The sequence below is a fragment of the Pseudomonas sp. 3A(2025) genome, from assembly GCF_054589175.1.
Genome location: NZ_BAAILM010000008.1, coordinates 128,902 through 150,138, shown reverse-complemented (window position 1 = coordinate 150,138; position 21,237 = coordinate 128,902). Strand labels below are relative to the sequence as shown.

17 protein-coding genes are annotated in these 21,237 nt (G+C 62.2%); 10 read left to right on the top strand and 7 right to left on the bottom strand.

Features of this window, described 5'->3' with window-relative positions; all coding sequences use genetic code 11:
• Positions 1 to 64 precede the first annotated feature (64 nt).
• Complete coding sequence (locus ACYP2A_RS02795) at positions 65 to 1,132, bottom strand: HAD family hydrolase (RefSeq protein WP_459742550.1); 1,068 nt, start codon at positions 1,130 to 1,132, stop codon at positions 65 to 67.
• A 154-nt stretch (positions 1,133 to 1,286) separates the two neighbouring features.
• Positions 1,287 to 1,805 carry a dihydrofolate reductase gene (locus ACYP2A_RS02790; protein WP_459742548.1) on the bottom strand — a complete coding sequence of 173 codons (519 nt, stop codon included), beginning with the start codon at positions 1,803 to 1,805 and terminating at the stop codon, positions 1,287 to 1,289.
• A gap of 92 nt (positions 1,806 to 1,897) precedes the next feature.
• On the opposite strand from ACYP2A_RS02790, the gene ACYP2A_RS02785 reads away from it, so the two are divergent.
• The 3 genes from ACYP2A_RS02785 to ACYP2A_RS02775 all read left to right on the top strand — a co-directional run bounded on the left by ACYP2A_RS02785 (position 1,898) and on the right by ACYP2A_RS02775 (position 5,275).
• Positions 1,898 to 3,268 carry a DUF2868 domain-containing protein gene (locus tag ACYP2A_RS02785; RefSeq protein WP_459742546.1) on the top strand — a complete coding sequence of 457 codons (1,371 nt, stop codon included), beginning with the start codon at positions 1,898 to 1,900 and terminating at the stop codon, positions 3,266 to 3,268.
• The gene (locus ACYP2A_RS02780; RefSeq protein WP_459742544.1) at positions 3,261 to 4,637 is read left to right on the top strand and encodes a DUF3482 domain-containing protein; all 1,377 of its coding nucleotides are present in this window, start codon (positions 3,261 to 3,263) and stop codon (positions 4,635 to 4,637) included. The genes ACYP2A_RS02785 and ACYP2A_RS02780 overlap by 8 nt, the downstream gene beginning before the upstream one ends.
• A gap of 179 nt (positions 4,638 to 4,816) precedes the next feature.
• Positions 4,817 to 5,275 (top strand): YkgJ family cysteine cluster protein, encoded by a 459-nt coding sequence (locus tag ACYP2A_RS02775; protein WP_459742543.1) that lies wholly within the window; start codon positions 4,817 to 4,819, stop codon positions 5,273 to 5,275.
• Here ACYP2A_RS02775 and ACYP2A_RS02770 read toward each other — a convergent pair.
• From ACYP2A_RS02770 to thiI, 4 genes are all read right to left on the bottom strand, one after another.
• Positions 5,272 to 6,687: an aminotransferase-like domain-containing protein gene (locus ACYP2A_RS02770; protein WP_459742541.1), complete on the bottom strand. Its 1,416-nt coding sequence runs from the start codon at positions 6,685 to 6,687 to the stop codon at positions 5,272 to 5,274. The genes ACYP2A_RS02775 and ACYP2A_RS02770 overlap by 4 nt on opposite strands.
• Positions 6,688 to 6,710: 23 nt before the next feature.
• A complete protein-coding gene (locus ACYP2A_RS02765; protein ID WP_459742540.1) occupies positions 6,711 to 8,135 on the bottom strand; it encodes an L-lactate permease in 1,425 nt (474 codons plus the stop codon).
• A gap of 161 nt (positions 8,136 to 8,296) precedes the next feature.
• Positions 8,297 to 10,117: a translational GTPase TypA gene (gene typA / locus ACYP2A_RS02760; protein ID WP_459742538.1), complete on the bottom strand. Its 1,821-nt coding sequence runs from the start codon at positions 10,115 to 10,117 to the stop codon at positions 8,297 to 8,299.
• 139 nt (positions 10,118 to 10,256) lie between these two features.
• Entirely contained in the window at positions 10,257 to 11,711 is a 1,455-nt protein-coding gene (thiI, locus tag ACYP2A_RS02755) for a tRNA uracil 4-sulfurtransferase ThiI (RefSeq protein WP_459742536.1), read from the bottom strand.
• A 335-nt stretch (positions 11,712 to 12,046) separates the two neighbouring features.
• Between thiI and glnA the strand changes: the two genes are divergently transcribed.
• The 7 genes from glnA (at position 12,047) to ACYP2A_RS02720 (ending at position 20,190) form a co-directional block, all read left to right on the top strand.
• The gene (gene glnA, locus ACYP2A_RS02750; protein ID WP_459742535.1) at positions 12,047 to 13,453 is read left to right on the top strand and encodes a glutamate--ammonia ligase; all 1,407 of its coding nucleotides are present in this window, start codon (positions 12,047 to 12,049) and stop codon (positions 13,451 to 13,453) included.
• Positions 13,454 to 13,543: 90 nt separating this feature from the next.
• On the top strand, positions 13,544 to 14,713 hold the full coding sequence (locus tag ACYP2A_RS02745; RefSeq protein WP_459742534.1) for a hypothetical protein: 1,170 nt from the start codon (positions 13,544 to 13,546) through the stop codon (positions 14,711 to 14,713).
• A gap of 69 nt (positions 14,714 to 14,782) precedes the next feature.
• Positions 14,783 to 15,298, top strand: a complete 516-nt coding sequence (locus ACYP2A_RS02740) for a DUF4124 domain-containing protein (RefSeq protein ID WP_459742532.1) — start codon at positions 14,783 to 14,785, stop codon at positions 15,296 to 15,298.
• A gap of 31 nt (positions 15,299 to 15,329) precedes the next feature.
• Positions 15,330 to 15,929: a DUF4124 domain-containing protein gene (locus ACYP2A_RS02735; protein ID WP_459742695.1), complete on the top strand. Its 600-nt coding sequence runs from the start codon at positions 15,330 to 15,332 to the stop codon at positions 15,927 to 15,929.
• A 314-nt stretch (positions 15,930 to 16,243) separates the two neighbouring features.
• Positions 16,244 to 17,329 (top strand): nitrogen regulation protein NR(II), encoded by a 1,086-nt coding sequence (gene glnL / locus ACYP2A_RS02730; RefSeq protein WP_459742530.1) that lies wholly within the window; start codon positions 16,244 to 16,246, stop codon positions 17,327 to 17,329.
• Positions 17,326 to 18,762 (top strand): nitrogen regulation protein NR(I), encoded by a 1,437-nt coding sequence (ntrC, locus tag ACYP2A_RS02725; RefSeq protein ID WP_459742529.1) that lies wholly within the window; start codon positions 17,326 to 17,328, stop codon positions 18,760 to 18,762. The genes glnL and ntrC overlap by 4 nt, the downstream gene beginning before the upstream one ends.
• 129 nt (positions 18,763 to 18,891) lie before the next feature.
• Positions 18,892 to 20,190 (top strand): amidase family protein, encoded by a 1,299-nt coding sequence (locus ACYP2A_RS02720; RefSeq protein ID WP_459742527.1) that lies wholly within the window; start codon positions 18,892 to 18,894, stop codon positions 20,188 to 20,190.
• Here ACYP2A_RS02720 and mgrA read toward each other — a convergent pair.
• Positions 20,156 to 21,193: an L-glyceraldehyde 3-phosphate reductase gene (gene mgrA / locus ACYP2A_RS02715; protein ID WP_459742525.1), complete on the bottom strand. Its 1,038-nt coding sequence runs from the start codon at positions 21,191 to 21,193 to the stop codon at positions 20,156 to 20,158. The two genes, ACYP2A_RS02720 and mgrA, sit on opposite strands and share 35 nt — an antisense overlap.
• Positions 21,194 to 21,237: the final 44 nt, after the last annotated feature.

Genomic DNA, 21,237 nt, shown 5'->3' with positions numbered 1-21,237 from the left:
GGCGCCCCCCAAATCATGTGGTGCCCCCCGTTCCCGACTAAAACGGATGGCCGCCCCGCCGGTCCTACTGAATCTCCTCCGGCTTCACCACCACCCAGTTCTTGTCCGCCGTCACCGGCAGGCCTTCTTTGGCCTGGGCCTCGGCGTTGCTCTTGATCATGCCGTCGAGCTGTTTCATGTACTTGTCCTTGCGGTTGATCCACAAGTGCACGCCGCCCTTGTTGACGTCCACGCCGTGAAACAGCATGTAGCCGTCGCTGCTTGGCGTGTCGCCGGCCACCAGTACCGGTTTTTTCCACTGGTCGATGTAGGTCAGGATCGCGGCCTGTTTGCCGGCCATCCAGGTCGCTGGAGTCCACAGGTACGGGGTGATTTCCAGGTCCATGTTGGCCTTGGCGTCGTACTTGCCGGCGCTGATCTGTTTGCGTGCGGTGGTCAGTTCGCCGGTTTTCTTGTCCTTGAGCAGCATGGTCACGCCGATGACGTTTTCCGGTTTGACGTTGTAGCCGTACTTGGGATCGGAGGCGACCATGCGCACCAGCTCTTCGGAGGCGGCGGTCATCACATACACCTCGATGCCGTTCTCCATCAGCTTCTTGTACAGCTCGGTCTGCCCGGTGAAGACTTTCGGCGGCTCGACATTGAGGGTCTTAACCGTGTCGCCGTCGTAATAGGTGGCCGGGATTGGTTTGCCCAGCGCCATCAGTTCGTCGACGTAGCCCTTGAGTTGCTGGAGGGTGAAACCGGAGAACACTTGCGCCACCCATGGGTAGCAGACCATGTCGTCCAGTTCGCACAGGCGGTAGTAGTAGCTGAACAGACTTTCCTTGTGTTCGGCGGTGTCTTTGAAGGGGATCAGTTTCAGCGAAGGGTCAAGCGTGTCGCGGGTAATCAGGCCTTTGCTTTCCATGTACGGCAGCAGCGACTCTTCAAGATCGAAGCGGTAGCTGGTGTTGTCCATGTCGAACACCGCGTAGTTGCCCTTGTTGGCGTTGGCCGCGATCATCGCGTCCAGCGCCTTGGCGGCAGGCTCCGGCCAGTGCTTCAAATCGGTGGCAGAGGCCTGGCCTGCGAATGCCAGACCCAGACCGAGGCAGAGCGCGGCCGTTAACAGTTTTGGCTGACACTTCATCGTTGGTGCCCCCTTCGTGATAGATGGGGTCGACCCTAACAAAATCCTGTTTCAGCTTGTGCGCGCCTGCGACTGCTTCGAGTCCGATTCCGTCAGGCAGTTTTCCGTTTGCGACATCCGACCGCCAAAGCGACACTTTCATGACAAAAAGATGTCAGGCGCCGCGTCGCTCCCAGACGTCGAAGTGATACGCCGGCTTGCCGTCTTCGGCCGCGTTGGCCTGGGTCGAAACAAGTTGCCATTGCGTGGTATCGAACTCGGGAAACCAGGCATCGCCCTCGGGGTTGAGTTCAACGCGGGTCAGGTACAGCCGATCGGCATCGGCCAGGCCTTGCGCGTACAACTGCGCGCCGCCGATCAGCATCACTTCGCTGACGCCCTGTTCGATCGCCCATTGCTCGGCGCGCTGTACGGCGGCTTCCAGCGAGGCAAAGACTTCGGCACCTTCAAGTTGCAGACCGGCCTGGCGGCTGACCACCAGGTTCAGGCGGCCCGGCAGCGGCCGGCCCAGCGAATCCCAGGTCTTGCGACCCATGATGATCGGCTTGCCCAGCGTGGTGGCCTTGAAGTATTTGAAATCCCCCGGCAAATGCCAGGGCATGGAATTGTCGATGCCGATGACCCGGTTTTCGGCCAGGGCGGCGATCAGGCTAAGGGGGAGTTGTTTTTTCATGGCCGTGAGAATACCAGAGCAAAGGAACTGTTGCCCCGTACGGCCCATCACAGCGGTATGCTGCCGATTGGTATTTCTCAAAGAGACGCTGTGTGACTTCCCTCGATACCTTATGGCTGACCGAAGCCGTGCGCCTGCGCGAGGCGCAGGCCGGCCCGCTGGATGACCTTGAAGCGTGCCGTCTGGCGCGCGCCGCCAATGGCGACCTGAGCACGCGTGTGCAGCAACGTGCGCTGTGGCTGGCCGAACGCGACGGCATGACCCATGCGTTGCGCCGCTGGAAGCAAGGCGCGCGCCTGGCGCTGTTGGCCTTGATCGTGCTCTCGGTGATCAGCGGCGCGGGCCTGGCCTTTGCTGCGCTGGGCGATGGCCAGGCACCCGTCAATGTGTTCTGGGCGATGGGCAGTTTGCTGGGCATCAACCTGCTGCTGTTGCTGGCCTGGGGGCTGGGCATGCTGTTTGCCGGGCATACAGTCGGCAACCTGGGCCAATTGTGGTTGTGGCTCAGTAACCGGCTGGCCCGTGATGCCCAGGCCCTTCAACTGGCGCCGGCCTTGCTGGTGCTGCTGCAACGCCAGCGTCTGGAGCGCTGGGCCTTGGGCCTGTTGAGCAACGCGTTATGGCTGCTGGCACTGCTCAGTGCGCTGGTGGTGATGCTGGCACTGATGGCCACGCGGCGTTACGGCTTTGTCTGGGAAACCACGATTCTGGGCAGCGAGACCTTTGTCGGCCTGACCCAGACCCTTGGCGCTTTGCCGGCCCTGCTCGGTTTCAGCGTGCCGGACGCCGAGATGATCCGCGCCAGTGGCAACAGCCTTGCAGGCCTGGAAGACGCCCGGCAAAGCTGGGCTGCCTGGCAGGTCGGGGTGTTGCTGGTCTACGGCATCCTGCCGCGTTTGTTGCTGACGCTGCTGTGCCTGTGGCGCTGGCGCCGGGGTCGCGAGGCCCTGAAGCTGGACCTCAACGACCCGGCTTACCTGCAGATGCGCGAGCGCCTGATGCCGAGCAGCGAGCGGTTGGGCGTCAACGATGCCGCACCTGAGCATTTGCATCAGGTCAGCGCGCCAGCGGCGACCTTCGCCAGCGCGGGCGCGGTGCTGGTGGCCATCGAACTGGACGATCAACAGCCCTGGCCGCCGCAGCACCCCGACAGCGTGGCGAATGCCGGCGTGCTCGACAGCCGTGAATCGCGCCGCAATTTGCTGGAGCAACTGGCGCAAACACCACCGGCCCGCTTGCTGATCGCCTGTGACCCGCGTCGTTCACCGGATCGCGGCAGCCTGGCGCTGATTGCCGAGCTGGCGCGCAGTGCCGGCGACACCCGCGTGTGGCTGCTGCCGGCGCCCGCCGGCCAGCATCTGGACCCGGAGCGGCTGGACGACTGGCACGTGGCACTGCGCGACCTGCAACTGACGTACACCGACAGCGCCCCGATGAGCTGGCTGGAGACAGGCCATGACTGAAGTCCTGCAGACCCTGAAGCTGGCTGTAGTCGGCCACACCAACGTGGGCAAGACCTCGCTGCTGCGCACCCTGACCCGCGATGTGACGTTTGGCGAGGTGTCGCATCGCCCCAGCACCACGCGGCATGTTGAAGGCGCAAGGCTGTCGGTGGACGGCCAGGCGCTGCTGGAGTTGTACGATACGCCGGGCCTGGAAGACGCCATCGACCTGCTCGACTATCTGGAACGCCTGGCCGCCGAGCAGCGTCTGGACGGCCCGGCGCGGCTAGAGAAGTTTCTGCAAGGCAGCGAGGCGCGCCAGCGCTTCGAGCAGGAAGCCAAGGTGCTGCGCCAGTTGCTGGCCTGCGATGCCGGGCTGTACGTGATCGATGCCCGCGAGCCGGTACTGGCCAAGTACCGTGACGAACTGGCGGTGCTGGCCAGTTGCGGCAAGCCGCTGCTGCCGGTGCTCAACTTTGTCAGCAGCCCGCAACAGCGTGAGCCCGAATGGCGCGATGCGCTGTCGCGCCTGGGCTTGCATGCGCTGGTGCGTTTCGACAGCGTCGCGCCGCCGCAGGACGGCGAGCGGCGGCTGTATGAAAGCCTGGCCCTGCTGCTGGAAAGCGCACGTCCGCGCCTGGAAACACTGATCGCCGATATCGAGGTGCAGCGCCAGGCGCGTTATCACAGTGCCACGCGGCTGATTGCCGATCTGCTGATCGACTGTGCGGCCTGCCGACGCAGTGTCGAGTCTCGCGAAGAACCCGAACGTCAGGCCATCGATGCGCTGCATCAGGCCATTCGCCAACGCGAACAGCGCTGCGTCGAAAGCCTGCTCACGTTGTATGCCTTTCGGGTGCAGGATGCGGCGGCCAGCCACCTGCCATTGCTCGACGGCCGTTGGGGCGATGACCTGTTCAACCCGGAAACCCTGCGTCTGCTGGGTGTGCGCGTCGGCAGTGGTGTGGCTGCCGGGGCGGCAGCGGGGGCGGGCGTCGATTTGCTGGTCGGCGGCATCACCCTGGGCGCTGCGGCATTGGTCGGCGCGATTGCCGGCGGCGCACTGCTGACCGCGCGCAGTTACGGCGGCCGGCTGCTGGGCAAGCTCAAGGGCCAGCGCGAGCTGACCGTCGACGATGCCGTGCTGCGCCTGCTGGCTTTGCGTCAGCGCCAGTTATTGCAAGCGCTGGGCGCCCGCGGCCATGCGGCGATGAACAGCATCGAGCTCGATACGCCGCAGGATGATCACTGGCGCAAAGGCAAACTGCCCGAGCCGTTGCGCAAGGCCCGCGCCCACCCGCAATGGTCGGCGCTCAATGCACATGCGCGGCTGAGCCAGGCAGAACGGCAGGAAACGCTGGAGGAACTGGCGCAGGTGCTGCACACCTGACACCGACCGGGTGGCGTTCCGCGTAGGACCGACTTTAGTCGGGAACAGTGGCGCTGCGGTTCGCGGCTAAAGCCGCTCCTACGAAAGGCTGCGTATGTCCGGCCATCATGTATCGCTACTGCAAACCCTTCGGGACCGGTATCATTCCGCGCCCGTGATGTCCGCCTCCAGAATTTATAATGAAACCTACGCTGATTGCCGCCGCTGAAATCGACCGCCTTGAAACCTGGGCCAAATACGCCAGCCACATGTGCGGAGGCTGTATTTCCAGCTGCTGCACGCTGCCGGTGGAAGTGAAGATCAAGGATTTGATCCGCATCGGCGTGGTCGATGAGTTCGAAAGCGGCGAGCCACCGAAGAACATCGCCAAGCGCCTGCTCAAGGAAGGCACCATCGAGCGCTATAACCAGAAGAGCGGGATCTTCACCCTGCAGCGCATGAGCAACAACGATTGCCTGTACCTGGACCGCAAGAGCCGCTTGTGCACCATCTACGAAAAACGCCCCGACACCTGCCGCAGCCACCCCAAGATCGGCCCGCGCCCCGGCTATTGCGCGTACAAGCCCAAGGCTGTCGAGCGTAACAACAGCAGCAGCGCGCTGAACCAGAGCTCGGCACGGGCACCGATCAAGTTCTAAGCCGCCCCTGCCAGATGTGCACAGGCCGCCAGGGTTTTCAGGCTGTGCACTAACGCAGGCGACAGCGTGGTGCCCAGGCACACACGCAACCCTGTGGCACTGCGACCATCGGCAAAGAAAATCCCGCTGCCCGCCACATGGCAACCGCGCTCACGCGCCAGGTGTTGCAAGGCGTCCATATCGGTCTCTGCGGCAAATTCGAACCAATGAATGAACCCGCCGCGTGGCGGCACATAGCGTGTGCCGGGCGGGAAATCACTGCGCACCAGCGCCTCGACCGTCGCCGTTACCTCGCTCAGCCGGGTGCGCAACCGGGCGAGGTGTTCTTCCATGTAGCCGCGCCCGATGAACTCGTTCAAGACATGCTGGGCAATGCTCGACACCGCCAGGTTGCGAGAGAACATCTGCGCCAGGATGGCATCGCGGTATTTTCCCGGCACGCACCAGCCAACCCGGTAGCCGGGCGCCACGGTCTTGGAAAACGATGAGCAATACAGCGTGTTGCCGCCCGTGTCGTAACTCTTGATGGCACGCGGGCGATCCGCCTCGGGTACCAGGTCGAAGAAGATATCGTCCTCGATGACCGGCACACCGGCGGCGCTGGCCAGTTGCGACAACCGTGCGCGTGCCTGATTGCCCATGATGAAGCCACGCGGGTTCTGCAAAGTCGGATTAAGAAAGATCGCGGCGACGCTTTTCTGCTTCAGTGCCTCGTCAAGATGATCGATGTCCAGACCTTGCTGGGCATCGGTACGCATCGGCAAGGCACGCAAGCCCAGGCGCTCGAGGGTTTGCAGAATGCCGTAGTAGGTCGGGGTTTCGATGGCCACGGTCGCGCCCTTGGGGGCCACCGCTTCCAGCGCCAGTTCCAGTGCGGTGGTGTCGCCGCTGGTCACCAGAATGTCCTCCGGGGCGCAAACCACGCCACGCGCCAGCATCAACCCGGCAATCCGCCGCCGCAATGCGGCGAGACCCGGTGGTGCGACAAGGCCGCTCAGGGCGATGTCGGCCTTGGCGACCGCGACCAGGCATTTGTTCAGCAGCACATCAGGCGCAAGATCGGCATGCAGCACCGCCGAACTCAGGGACGGCGTGTCGTGGCTGGCTGCCTGAGCCAGCATCGCCACCACCGCATGGTTGACGTTGACCGTCACTCCGGAAAGGTCGAAGCCTGCAGTCCCGCCGCTTCTCGCCACCCGATAACCGACCCTCGGCACGCTGAGAATCCAGGCATCGGCCTCAAGGTCGGACAAGGCGCGCTGCACGGTGGTGATGCTGGTCTCGAACATCCGCGCCAGCGTGCGGATCGAGGGCAGTTTTGCCTCAGGCGCCCACTCACCGCCCTCGATCTGCCGAATGACCCAGTCTCTGACCACGTGCCAGCGTTTGGCGGATTCATCGAAGCGGTGCATGTCGGCTCTTGCTGGGTCGATATTCAGAGCCGGGAAAGTAGCACGGCGCCCATCACGGCGACGATGACAATGTTGAGCAGCACCAGTGCAAAGCCGAAGCGCACCAGGTGGTGTTCTTCTTGCCGATTGGCCGCCGCCAGCCCGGTGATCAGCGACAGAATCGACAGCGACCCCAGCGCCCCGTGCCCGGTCGCGCTGTTGACCATCGCCGCCAGCCAGGCACCGTGCTCGCCAGACAGTGCTGCGATTGACGGCATCACCAGCGTATTGCCACCGACGTTGGAGCCGGTGACATAACCGGCTACGCCCGAGAACAGCGCCACTGTGGGCGCCAGAGACAACCCCGACAGCGACTGCAGAAAGCGCTGGGCCTCCAGCAGAAAACCGGCGTTGACCATCACCTGCGACAGCAGCAAAAACAACAGGATGGTCGCGACCGGAAAGCGGCTGCGCCTGAACAGTGCGGCCCAGTCAAAGCCAGACGCAGCGCCCGGCCTGATCGACATCAGTACGGTAACGATCAGCAACGCCAGCCCCGGCGACGCCAACGGCTTCCAGGACACCCGTTCGCCTTGGATGACCCACAGCCCATCCCAGCCCGACAGCACAAAGATGCCCCGCGACAGCACCACGATGCCGAGCAGCGCCAGATAGGGCCACGCCACGGGCGGCCAGCGCAGCAGGCTTTTGCGCTGCACAAACGAAAGCCCCAGGCCCACACCCGCTACGGCCAGCGCCGCCAGCACGCCGGACACTTCCGGCCCGATCCAGCGATTGATCGCGTACAGCACCGCGATGAACAGCGCGGTCATCAGCAACAGGCCCAGCCACGGCGCAACCTTGCGAATGCCAGCCAGCCACAACGCGATGGCCGCCAGACTGAAAAACACCGGGGCGCTGATCAGCGCCGAATGACTGCCCAGGGTTTGCGCCGGCAGGTGCGCCAGCAAGGCACCCATCGAGGTGGCCAGACCCAGCGTGCCCCACGGCATGATGACCATGCCGGCGAGAGCGATCTTCATCCCGGCCGCACGACCGAACAGGCCCATCAGCAGTGGCACGGTGGCAATCAGCGATACGCCGAAGCCGGTCATGGCCTCCAGCAAGGGCGCAAGGCCCAGCACAATGAAGATCACCTGCGCGGCCGGCTTCCAGCCCAGCCCCTTGACCCATTCGCCAATCGCAGCAGGCGCACCGCGCTGCTCTACCTGAATGACAAAGGCTAGCCCCGGCACGATGACGCAGGCGGTGCTCAGAAACAGAATCGCGGTGTCTTGCGCGATGATCGCCGACAAGGCTGCAGACCAGGGTGCCGCCATTCCCGTCAGCCATAACAGCAGCACCAGCACCACGCCCATGAACGCCGCCTGCACCGGCGGCCTGCGCAGGACAAGGATCAAGGCAATCACCAGGCCGAGGGGTGAAAGTTGCAACAACAGGGGTGCCATGGTTTACGTTTCCCGAATCAGTGGAGAGCATGTTCGGGACAGGGTGCGCGAGGCTCGAAGCGGGCGGCAGATACAGACAGGCGGTGTTTTTCAATACACATAAAAAAACGCCCCCGGCCTTGCGACCGGGGGCGTTTTTAGTCAGCGCTTGAACCGATTACTCAGTTCTTGGCTTTCTTGGCAGCGCGGGTACGCTCGCTTTCGTCCAGGATCTTCTTGCGAAGACGGATGGACTTCGGCGTGACTTCGCACAGCTCGTCTTCCTGGATGTATTCCAGAGCCTGTTCCAGAGTGAACTTCACAGGTGGAACCAGAGCGATGGTTTCGTCTTTACCCGAAGCACGCATGTTGTCGAGCTTCTTGCCCTTGGTAGGGTTGACGCCCAGGTCGTTGTCGCGGCTGTTCTGGCCGACGATTTGACCGTTGTAGATTTCCTGGCCGTGCTCGACGAACAGCTTGCCGCGCGCTTGCAGGGTTTCCAGCGAGTAGGTCAGTGCCTTGCCGGTTTCAACCGAAACCAGAACGCCGTTCTGACGGCCGGACATGTGGCCCGACTTGACGGTGTCGTAGCGATCGAAGATCGAGGTCAGGATGCCAGCACCGTTGGTCAGGGTCAGGAACTGGTTACGGAAACCGATCAGACCGCGAGCAGGGATGTTGTATTCCAGACGAACACGGCCTTTGCCATCCGGCACCATGTTGGTCAGGTCGCCCTTACGCAGGCCCATCTCTTCCATGACCTTGCCCTGCGAATCTTCAGGGATGTCGATGGTGACGTTTTCGAACGGTTCCTGCTTGACGCCGTCGACTTCGCGGATGATCACTTCAGGACGGCCCAGGGCCAGCTCGAAGCCTTCGCGACGCATGGTTTCGATCAGTACCGAGAGGTGCAGCTCACCACGGCCGGAAACCTTGAACTTGTCGGCGCTGTCGCCTTCTTCAACTTTCAGGGCCACGTTGTACAGCAGCTCTTTGTCCAGACGGTCCTTGATGTTACGCGAGGTCACGAACTTGCCTTCTTTACCGCAGAATGGCGAGTCGTTGACCTGGAAGGTCATCGAAACGGTTGGCTCGTCGACGGTCAGCGGCTTCATGGCCTCGACGTTCAACGGGTCGCACAGGGTGTCGGAGATGAACAGCTCGTCGAAGCCGCTGATGCAGACGATGTCGCCGGCCGCTGCTTCTTCAACGTCTACACGGTGCAGACCGTGGTGACCCATCAGCTTCAGGATACGACCGTTGCGGCGCTTGCCGTCGGCGTCGATGGCGACCACCGGGGTGTTCGGCTTGACGCGACCACGGGCGATACGGCCAACACCGATAACACCCAGGAAGCTGTTGTAGTCCAGTGCCGAGATTTGCATCTGGAACGGACCGTCACGGTCAACGGCAGGGGCCGGAACGTGATCGACAACCGCCTGGTACAGCGCGGTCATGTCTTCGCCCATGGCGGTGTGGTCCAGGCCGGCGATGCCGTTCAGGGCCGAGGCGTAAACAACCTGGAAGTCCAGTTGTTCTTCGGTAGCGCCCAGGTTGTCGAACAGGTCGAAAATCTGGTCCAGAACCCAGTCCGGACGCGCGCCTGGACGGTCAACCTTGTTGATGACCACGATCGGACGCAGGCCGGCTTCGAACGCCTTCTTGGTCACGAAACGGGTTTGCGGCATAGGGCCGTCCTGAGCGTCGACCAGCAGCAGCACGGAGTCGACCATCGACATGACGCGCTCTACTTCGCCGCCGAAGTCGGCGTGGCCCGGGGTGTCCACGATGTTGATGTGGTAGCCGTTCCAGTTGATGGCGGTGTTTTTCGCCAGAATGGTAATACCGCGCTCTTTCTCCTGGTCGTTGGAGTCCATCACGCGCTCGTCGTTGAGCTCGTTGCGCTCCAGAGTGCCGGACTGACGCAGGAGTTTGTCTACCAGGGTGGTTTTACCATGGTCAACGTGGGCGATGATGGCGATGTTGCGGAGATTTTCGATCACTTGTGTATCTCGATCAGAGGATTCGGTTTGCTGCCCGGTGAGGGTCAGCGATTAGCGTTTGAAGCTTCAAGGCGTCGGCCGATGCCGCAAGGCGTCGGGGGGCCGGTGACGCAAGCCACAGGCAAACAGCCCCGGGCACTTAGCTCGGTCGATATACGCGCACATTGGCATACCCCTCACTGAGCAGATGGTGAGCATGCAGGCGGCTCATGACGCCTTTGTCGCAATACAAAAGGTACTGGCGATTACCGTCCAGTTCCTTGAAACGGCTGTTCAGTGCATAGAACGGCAGCGTCTGTACTTCTACGCCCGGCACGTGCAGCGGCTGGTCTTCCTGGGCATCCGGGTGACGGATGTCGACGATGACCTGGCCTGCCAGGGCCTGTTGGACTTCTTCAACCTCGACATGCTGGCCCAGATCATCGATTACCTGATCGATGGTCACCAGCCGGGCGCGCTCCAGGGCACGCTCCAGCACCGCCATGTCGAAGCGGGTTTCTTCATGCTCGACGCGATTGCGCTTGGCATTGGTCTTGGGGTTGACCGAAATCACCCCGCAGTATTCAGGCATGTGCCGGGCGAACTCGGCGGTGCCGATCTGGGTCGCCAGGTTGACGATGTCTTGCTTGTCGGTCGCCACCAGCGGGCGCAGTACCAGCTTGTCGGTCGCCGAATCGATCAGGCTCAGGTTCGGCAGGGTCTGGCTCGACACCTGGGAAATCGCTTCGCCGGTCACCAGCACGTCGATCTCCAGTCGGTCAGCCATGGCAGAGGCTGCGCGTAACATCATACGCTTCAACACTACACCCATATGACTGTCATCGACGTTTTGCAGAATTTCGCCCAGAACTTCCTCGAACGGCACGCTGATGAACAGCACGCGCTGGGAACTGCCGTATTTTTTCCAGATAAAGTGCGCGACTTCCATCACGCCCAGTTCATGGGCGCGGCCGCCCAGATTAAAGAAGCAGAAATGCGTGACCAGGCCACGGCGCATGATCTGGTAAGCCGCCACGGTGGAGTCGAAACCGCCCGACATCAATACCAGGGTCTGCTCCAGCGCGCCCAGCGGATACCCGCCCAGGCCCTGATGCTGGCTGTGGATCACGAACAGGCGCTGGTCGCGGATTTCCATGCGCACCACCAGCTCGGGCTTTTTCAGCTCGATGCCGGCGGCCCCGCATTCACGGCGCAGCTGGCTGCCCACGTAGCGCTCGACTTCCATGGACGTGAAGGTGTGCCTGCCAGCGCGCTTGCAGCGCACCGAAAACATTTTGCCCGGCAGCAGGTCGGCGTAATGCACCTTGCATTTGGCCACGATATCGTCGAAGTCGCCCAGCGGGTATTCGGCCACCTGCAGGAAATTGGCGATGCCGGGCATGCAGCTCAGGCGCTCGGTAATGCCCTGCAGGATTTTCGGATCGGTCAGCCGGGTTTCGACCTCAAGGTTGTCCCACACACCGCCCACGACGATGTCCGCATCCAGCTCACGCAGGACGACACGGATGTTCTTGGCCAGCTGGCGAATGAACTTCTTGCGCACCGGCGGGCTTTTGATGGTGATTTCGGGGAAAACTTTGACGATCAGTTTCATAGAAACAATGCGCGTGGGGCCAGCTAAAAAAGAGGGGCGCGGATTATAGCGGAAATTGCTCAAGGTTTAACCAGTTATCGTACACCCGATCATCGGCGCACCAAAAAAGACCACTAAAGACAAATTCAGCCTCATTAAGGTGCATATATTTCCCGTAAAATCCGTTTGAACGCCGTAAACGCGTGTATTTGGGGCGCTCAACCCAACTCGGGGCACTGGCATGCAATTTGCTCCCTTGTGAGGCAGGTTGCCATGGCAGAGTATTCTGCGCCGTGCATCACCCAAATCGTCGGGGCCAATACCAAGCAAAGGCCTCAAGTCACCCGGAGGACACCATGTCGAAGTCGGTTCAACTCATCAAAGATCATGACGTTAAATGGATTGATCTGCGCTTCACTGACACCAAGGGCAAGCAGCAGCACGTCACCATGCCGGCGCGCGATGCGCTGGACGACGACTTCTTCGAAGTCGGCAAGATGTTCGACGGTTCCTCCATTGAAGGCTGGAAAGGCATCGAAGCCTCCGACATGATCCTGCTGCCGGACGACGACTCCGCTGTACTGGACCCGTTCACCGAAGAGCCGACCATCATCCTGGTCTGCGACATCATCGAACCTTCGACCATGCAAGGTTACGATCGCGACCCGCGCGCCATCGCTCACCGCGCCGAGGAATACCTGAAGACCACCGGTATCGGTGACACCGTCTTCGTAGGTCCTGAGCCTGAGTTCTTCATCTTTGACTCGGTCAAATACAAGTCCGACATCTCCGGTTCCATGTTCAAGATCTTCTCCGAGCAAGGCTCGTGGATGACTGACCAGGAAGTCGAAGGCGGCAACAAAGGCCACCGTCCAGGCGTCAAAGGCGGCTACTTCCCGGTGCCACCGGTCGACCATGACCACGAAATCCGTACTGCCATGTGCAACGCACTGGAAGAAATGGGCCAGTTCGTCGAAGTGCACCACCACGAAGTGGCCACTGCCGGTCAGAACGAAATCGGCGTGAAATTCAACACGCTGGTCAAGAAGGCTGACGAAGTCCAGACCCTGAAGTACGTTGTTCACAACGTTGCCGACGCGTATGGCCGCACCGCTACCTTCATGCCAAAGCCTCTGTACGGTGACAACGGTTCGGGCATGCACGTCCACCTGTCGATCGCCAAAGACGGCAAGAACACCTTTGCAGGTGAAGGCTATGCCGGCCTGTCCGACACCGCCCTGTACTTCATCGGCGGTATCATCAAGCACGGTAAGGCCCTGAACGGCTTCACCAACCCGTCGACCAACTCCTACAAGCGTCTGGTCCCAGGCTTCGAAGCACCGGTCATGCTGGCCTACTCGGCACGTAACCGTTCCGCCTCGATCCGTATTCCTTACGTCTCCAGCCCACGTGGCCGTCGTATCGAAGCCCGCTTCCCGGATCCGGCTGCCAACCCGTACCTGGCCTTCGCAGCACTGCTGATGGCCGGCCTGGACGGTATCCAGAACAAGATCCACCCAGGCGATGCTGCCGACAAGAACCTGTATGACCTGCCGCCTGAAGAGGCCAAAGAGATTCCACAGGTTTGCGGTAGCCTGAAAGAAGCTCTGGAAGAGCTGGACAAGGGCCGTGCGTTCCTGACCAAGGGCGGCGTGTTCTCCGATGACTTCATCGATGCCTACATCGAGCTGAAAAGCCACGAAGAAATCAAAGTCCGCACCTTCGTACACCCTCTGGAATACGAGCTGTACTACAGCTGCTGATTCCAGTGCGCGGGGTCAAACCCGCGCCACGAAAAAGGCCACCTTCGGGTGGCCTTTTTCGTTTGGTCCTGCAGCGTTATCCTGCCGCTCATGGATAAAAAACCGCAGCACCTCATCGACCTGACCGGCCCCGCAAGCCACACCCTGATTCGGGAGCCGGGCGTCGGCCTGCTGCGCATCGGTCCGGCAGCGCTGGGCAAAAACGCCGACCTGCACGTCGAGGCGCACCAGCCATTGAACTGGAATGTGTTCGATGCCTTCAGCACCCCGGCCGGCTCGCCCTGGCCGCGCGTGCTGAGCTATACCGGCAGCGACAGCGGATTCTTCGCCTGGGCCTGCAAACGCCCGATCGAAACCCTGAACTGGACACCGGTGCTGGCTGGGGATACCCGGCTTGATGCCCGCCACAGCAACATCCATCAACTGTCACTGGACCTGAGCCGGTCGGGCGGGCACCTGCACCTGACCCTGCCCAGCCACGAAGTCTGGCCGCATCGCCATTTGAGCGTCGAAGGCGATCTGACCCGCTTCAGTGCCGACGGCGACTTGCCGAGCAGTCTGGCGCTTGCGCCCACCACCCTGGCCCGCAAAAACGCGCAGCCTTACGTGCTGCCCGATATGGGCGAACTGCATCGCGTCGACGACCTGACGCTGCACAACGGCCCGATGGCGCAGCCGATTTCCCTCAAGTGCCTGGCGCGCTTCCCGAACCTTGTGTCGCTGAGCCTGCGGGGGCATTTCTGTGATCTTGAGCAACTGGCCCATCACCCTGCGCTGCACACACTGCAATTGCGCTTCATGCCTGAACTGAGCGCGCTGCCACCGCTCGACACCTGGCCGAAGCTTGAGAGTTTCATCGCCTTCAATGTTGAAGAAGACACCGGCAAGCGCCTGCGCCAGCAGCTCAAGAAGCGCACATGGGCGAGGCATGCCTCGGTCAGTCAACTGCGCAAGGCGCAGTGGTGGGAAGCCGAATTTGGCCGACCCTTCTCGGGCTGGCCGAAACGACAGGCCACGCAGGCCAACCAGGCCTTCGATCGGGCGTTGGTGCAACTGAGCGATGCGCAAGACCTGACGCAGGCCCAAGCGGCGATCACCGCCTTCGCTCGCTGCTTCAACGCCTTCAAAGGTATCGAAACCAGCGAGCGCGAAGACCTGGGCGAAGCGGTCTGGCAACTCGGCCAGTGCGCCGACGCCTTGCGCCTGGGCGTGACCGAATCCATGGCGCAACAGTGGTTCGATCAGGTGCGCGACTACTGAGGCCACGCACGGCGCACCAATGTGCATTATGCTGATTGCCCATCGCGCCCCATTGATGCCGAGAAGTCCATGCGCCGTTACCTTGCCTGCCTGCTGCTGTTGATCTGTGTGCCCGCCATGGCGCAGATCTACAAGTACACCGATGCCAACGGCAACCCTGCCTTCAGCAACCAGCCGCCCGATGGCGCCAAGGCCGAAGCGGTCGAACTCAAGCCGCTCAACAGCGTCGAGGCCCAGCGTCCTGCGGCGCCCGTCAGCAATCCCGTGCAGAACCCGGCCGAACAGCCTGTTTATCAGCGTCTGGAACTGACCGACCTGCCCGGTGACGCCACGGTGCGCGCCAACGACGGCACCTTTACCCTCAATGTTGCGGTAGAGCCACGTCTGCAATCGGGCCATCGCCTGCAACTGCTGGTCGACGGCAGCCCTTACGGCCAGGCCAGCAACCTGCCAAAGCTGCAAGTGGTCAACCTGGCACGTGGCGAGCACAGCTTTGCAGTGGTAGTGCAGGATGCGCGTGGGGTCATCCAGCAGAGCCCGAATGTGACCCTGAGTATCATGCGCGTTGCCGCTGGCAGGCCTTGAAGTGAAGCTTGTGCACGCCTTGGCACTGAGTATGACGCTGGCCAGCAGCTCGCTGATGGCCGCCGACATCTATACCTACACCGACGCCCAGGGCAACCAGGTGTTCACCGACCAGCCCCACAAGAACGCCAGGCGCGTAGACGTCGCACCAACCAACAACATGACCGGCACGCCGCCGACCCGCAGCGTCAAGCTCAGCCCGGCTTCGCCTGCCAGGGTCAAGCCGGCCGCCCGCTACGAACTGCTGCGCATTCTGGTGCCCGAGCCCGATGCCACCCTGCGCAACATGGAAGGCAATCTGATCGTCACCGTCAGCAGCGACCCGGCCCTGCAGGAAGGCCACGCTTACCGCCTGCTGCTCGACGGCCAGCCGGTGGGCGAGCCTGGCCGCAGCCCGGTATTCCCGTTGAGCAATATCGACCGCGGCACTCACCAGCTGTCGGTGGAAATCCTCGACCAGAACGGCCAGTTGCTGGAAAAGACCCCCAACCAGCCATTTCACCTGCAGCGCCAGTCACTGACCCAGAAGCGCCAGGCCAACCCCTGCAAGGTCGAGGAATACGGCGTGCGCCCGGAATGTGCGCTCAAGGACAAGCCTGAAGAAAAAAGCAGCTGGTTGCCGTCTTTCTGAATCGATACCGGGCACATTCTTACCAAAACGCCACGAAGCACTAAACTGGTGCATAAATAATCCAGTGCACTGGCCTATAGCCCCACTTCGGTTCAATTTTGACGCGCAAAGGTCGCGGGCTTTCAACAAGGGCACAATAAAAGCCCGGTTTTTGCGGAACAGCCGCTTCTTTTCGGAGCCTTGGTTTGGTTCTTGCAACTTCAGCCAGCACAGCACTCCGTTACGCACCGTATTGAAGACGGTGCCCAGGCTGGCAAATCCTGCCAGCGTTACAGTTCGTGATTGCAATGTGCCAAAAGAGGTCACCCGGATTCATGACTATCAGCGACGCGCTGCACCGATTGTTACTCGACAATCTGACCACTGCGACGATCCTGCTCAACGCCGACCTGCGCCTTGAGTACATGAACCCCGCCGCAGAAATGCTGCTGGCCATCAGTGGTCAGCGTAGCCATGGCCAGTTCATCAGCGAACTGTTCACCGAGTCCGCCGAAGCCCTCAGTTCGCTTCGCCAGGCGGTGGAACATGCGCACCCGTTCACCAAGCGCGAGGCCATGCTCACGGCGCTGACCGGCCAGACCCTGACTGTCGACTACGCCGTCACCCCGATCCTCAACAAGGGCGAGACCCTGCTGCTGCTCGAAGTCCACCCGCGTGACCGCCTGCTGCGTATCACCAAGGAAGAGGCCCAGTTGTCCAAGCAGGAAACCACCAAGATGCTGGTGCGCGGCCTGGCCCACGAGATCAAGAATCCGCTGGGCGGCATTCGCGGTGCGGCGCAATTGCTGGCGCGTGAGCTGCCCGAAGAAAGCCTCAAGGACTATACCAACGTCATCATCGAGGAAGCCGACCGGCTGCGTAATCTGGTCGATCGCATGTTGGGTTCCAACAAGCTGCCGTCGCTGGCCTCGACCAATATTCATGAAGTGCTCGAGCGGGTCTGCAGCCTTGTCGATGCCGAAAGTCAGGGGCGCATCACTTTGGTGCGTGACTATGACCCAAGCATCCCCGATGTGTTGATCGACCGCGAGCAGATGATCCAGGCCGTGCTCAATATCGTGCGCAACGCCATGCAGGCCATCGGCAGCCAGAACGAGCTGCGCCTGGGCCGCATCACCCTGCGTACCCGGGCGATGCGCCAGTTCACCATCGGCCATATTCGCCACCGGCTGGTGAGCAAGGTCGAGATCATCGACAACGGCCCCGGCATCCCGCCCGAGCTTCAGGAAACCATTTTCTACCCGATGGTCAGCGGCCGTCCCGACGGCACCGGGCTGGGCCTGGCCATTACCCAGAACATCATCAGCCAGCACCAGGGCCTGATCGAGTGTGAAAGCCATCCCGGCCACACCAACTTTTCGATCTTCCTGCCGCTGGAACAAGGAGCCGCTTCGACATGAGCCGTAGTGAAACTGTCTGGATCGTAGATGACGATCGTTCCATCCGCTGGGTGCTGGAAAAAGCCCTGCAACAGGAAGGCATGACCACGCAAAGCTTCGACAGCGCCGATGGCGTGATGAGCCGCCTGGCCCGCCAGCAGCCGGATGTGATCATTTCCGATATCCGCATGCCCGGCGCCAGTGGCCTGGACCTGCTGGCCAAGATTCGCGAGCAGCACCCGCGCCTGCCGGTGATCATCATGACCGCGCACTCGGACCTCGACAGTGCCGTGGCCTCTTATCAGGGCGGCGCCTTCGAGTACCTGCCCAAGCCATTCGATGTCGACGAAGCGGTGTCGCTGGTCAAGCGCGCCAATCAGCACGCTCAGGAGCAACAAGGCCTGGACGTGCCACAGGTCGTGGCGCGCACCCCGGAAATCATCGGTGAAGCGCCGGCGATGCAGGAAGTGTTTCGCGCCATCGGGCGCCTGAGCCATTCCAACATCACCGTGCTGATCAACGGCGAGTCCGGCACCGGCAAGGAACTGGTGGCGCATGCCCTGCATCGCCACAGCCCACGCTCTATCGCCCCGTTCATTGCGTTGAACATGGCCGCCATCCCCAAGGACTTGATGGAGTCCGAGCTGTTCGGCCACGAAAAAGGTGCCTTCACCGGCGCCGCCAACCTGCGCCGTGGCCGCTTCGAACAGGCCGACGGCGGCACGCTGTTTCTCGATGAAATCGGTGACATGCCCGCCGACACCCAGACCCGCCTGCTGCGCGTGCTGGCCGATGGCGAGTTCTACCGCGTCGGTGGCCACACGCCGGTCAAGGTCGATGTGCGGATCATCGCGGCGACTCACCAGAACCTCGAAACCCTGGTGCATGCCGGCAAGTTCCGCGAAGACTTGTTCCATCGCCTGAACGTGATCCGTATCCACATCCCGCGTCTGTCGGACCGTCGCGAAGACATTCCGACGCTTGCCCGGCACTTTCTCAGCCGCGCCGCGCAAGAACTGGCGGTCGAGCCCAAGCTGCTCAAGACCGAGACCGAGGAATACCTCAAACACCTGCCGTGGCCGGGCAACGTGCGGCAACTGGAAAACACCTGCCGCTGGATCACGGTCATGGCTTCGGGCCGCGAAGTGCACGTCAGCGACCTGCCGCCTGAACTGCTCAACGTTCCGCAAGACGCAGCCCCTGTTACCAACTGGGAACAGGCTCTGCGCCAGTGGGCCGACCAGGCACTGTCGCGTGGCCAGTCGAACCTGCTCGACAGCGCCGTCCCGGCCTTCGAGCGGATCATGATCGAGACCGCCCTCAAGCACACCGCCGGCCGTCGCCGCGATGCTGCCGTGCTGCTGGGCTGGGGTCGCAATACCCTGACGCGCAAGATCAAGGAGTTGGGCATGAAGGTCGACGGCGGCGACGAAGACGACGGCGAAGACAGCTGACCAAAGGGCATGCCCGGCCCATAAGGCGTGGCGGGGCATGCTGGTATTTCTGTCAGTTTACGTCTGCGACATTCGCTGATTAGCTCCATGAACGGTCTTGTTCGGCAAGACCACAAGGAGCTTATTGCGATGGACCACCGCATCTCTTCAGCCGACGTGCTCCATAGTTACGTCAACCTGCCGCCACGCTCGTCCATCAAGCTGCGCGACCGTATCGTCGACTACCAGGTCGCCGAAATGGCGGTGCTGTTTCGCACCGGCGAACTGACCGCCGAACAACTCACCATCGCTTATCTGGCCCGCACCTACGAATTCGACAGTGCCTGCGGCCCGCATGCCGATTACGGTGGCTACAACGCCTTTGTCCACATCGATGCCCAGCAGGCCCTGACCCAGGCACGCCTGGCCGATCAATGGCTGAGCAGCAGCGACGATCCGCGCGGTCCGGCACCTGTGCTGTGCGGCATTGTGCTGGGTGCGCGCGAGTTGTTTTCCGGCACAGGCCAGGAAGGTCGCAACGGACGCCTGGCCAGTCCGGGCAAAGCCGATTCGGCCCTGTTCGTCCATCTGCGCGATCAGGGTGCGGTCTTGCTTGGCCACCGCCTGAACCCGACGACCACCCGCAACATCAGCACCGATTTTGCCGCCATCGCGCCGGTCAATCGGTTGTGCGCTGCCACGCTGGCCGAGGTCGGCGACGATGGCCTGATCATTCCGGCAGCGGCCAATGGCGCCAGCGCGATCAAGCCTTCGGCAGGTCTTGTGCCGGGCTGCGAATTACCGGGCAGCATTGCCCGCTCGGTGCGCGATGCCTCGTTGATTCTGGCGACGCTGGGCAGCAGCGATCCGCTGCCCGCCGTTACGCAGCCCGGCGCCACGCCCTTGGCCGGACTGAACATTGGTGTGCCGGCGCTGCCAGTCAGCCCGTTCGAGGCCGATTACCGACAGGCTTTTGAACGCCTCAGGCGCCAATTGAGCACGCTGGGTGCGCGGCTGCTGGAGTTCCCCGATCCATTGCCGCAAACGGCGCAACGCTGGGAAAGTGCGCTACGCAGCCACGGTCTGGATTTCATGCTGGTCATGGCGCAAGGCTCGCCGGCAGGCCTGCGCGACGCTTCCCTGGAGGGCGGCGAAGAGCGCTACCGCCTGGCCAGTATTCCGGGCTGGCCGATGGTCACTTTCCCCATCAGCCATGGCGGCAGCGGCGCGCTTCGTTCATGGCCGATCAACGCCACCTTTTGCGGGCCACCCTTGAGCGACTGGCAGATCATCCAGGCCGCACTGGACTTTCAGGCGCATTACCCGCAGTACCACGACACCGCGCCGTCCGTGCCGGCCTTCGGGCCACCGCCGCGCAAAGCGCTGCCGGGTTACCGCAGCGAAGCGGCGCCGATCACTGCGCCAAGGAAGGCTTGGCCCACAGGTTGATACCGCCTTCGACCGCAAAGCTATCGATGGCCGCCAGCTCTTCGCTGCTGAATGTCAGGTTGTTCAAGGCTGCGACGTTCTCGACGATCTGCTCCGGGCGGCTGGCACCGATCAAGGCCGAGGTCACACGCGGGTCACGCAGGGTCCAGGCCAGCGCCATTTGCGCCAGGCTCTGGCCGCGGCTGCGGGCGATCTCGTTGAGGGCGCGAACGTGGGCCAGGTTCTGCTCCGACAAGTGCTCGGCCTTCAGCGAGCCGCCGCCGGGCCGGTTGACCCGTGCGTCTTGCGGCACGCCATTGAGGTACTTGTCCGACAGCAGGCCCTGCGCCAGGGCGGTGAAGGCGATGACGCCGGCACCCAGGTCGTCGGTGGCGTCGAGCAGGTCTTTTTCGACCCAGCGGTTAAGCAGGTTGTAGGCCGGCTGATGGATCAGCAGCGGCACGTTCCATTGCTTGAGCAAGGCGGCGATTTCCCGGGTCTTGCTGCCCGAATACGACGAGATGCCGATGTACAACGCCTTGCCCTGCTGCACGGCAGTGGCCAGGGCGCCGGCGGTTTCTTCCAGCGGGGTGTCGGGGTCGAAGCGGTGCGAATAAAAGATATCCACATAATCGACGCCCAGGCGCTGCAAACTCTGGTCCAGGCTGGCCAGCACGTATTTGCGCGAACCGCCGCCCTGGCCATAAGGGCCTGGCCACATGTCCCAGCCGGCCTTGGTCGAGATGATCAGTTCGTCGCGGTAGGCCTTGAAGTCTTCGCGCAGCAGGCGGCCGAAGTTCACCTCGGCGCTGCCGTAGGGCGGGCCGTAGTTGTTGGCCAGGTCGAAATGGGTGATGCCCAGATCGAACGCGGTGCGCAACATGGCGCGCTGGGTGTCGATCGGCGTGCTGTCGCCGAAGTTGTGCCACAGCCCCAGCGACAAGGCCGGCAGCAGCAAGCCACTGCGGCCGGTACGGCGGTAGAGCATGTCGGTGTAGCGGTTTTCGGCAGCGATGTAGGTCATTGAAGAAGTCCCGGCTCTCTGGATTTGGAGTTTCTCGTAGGAGC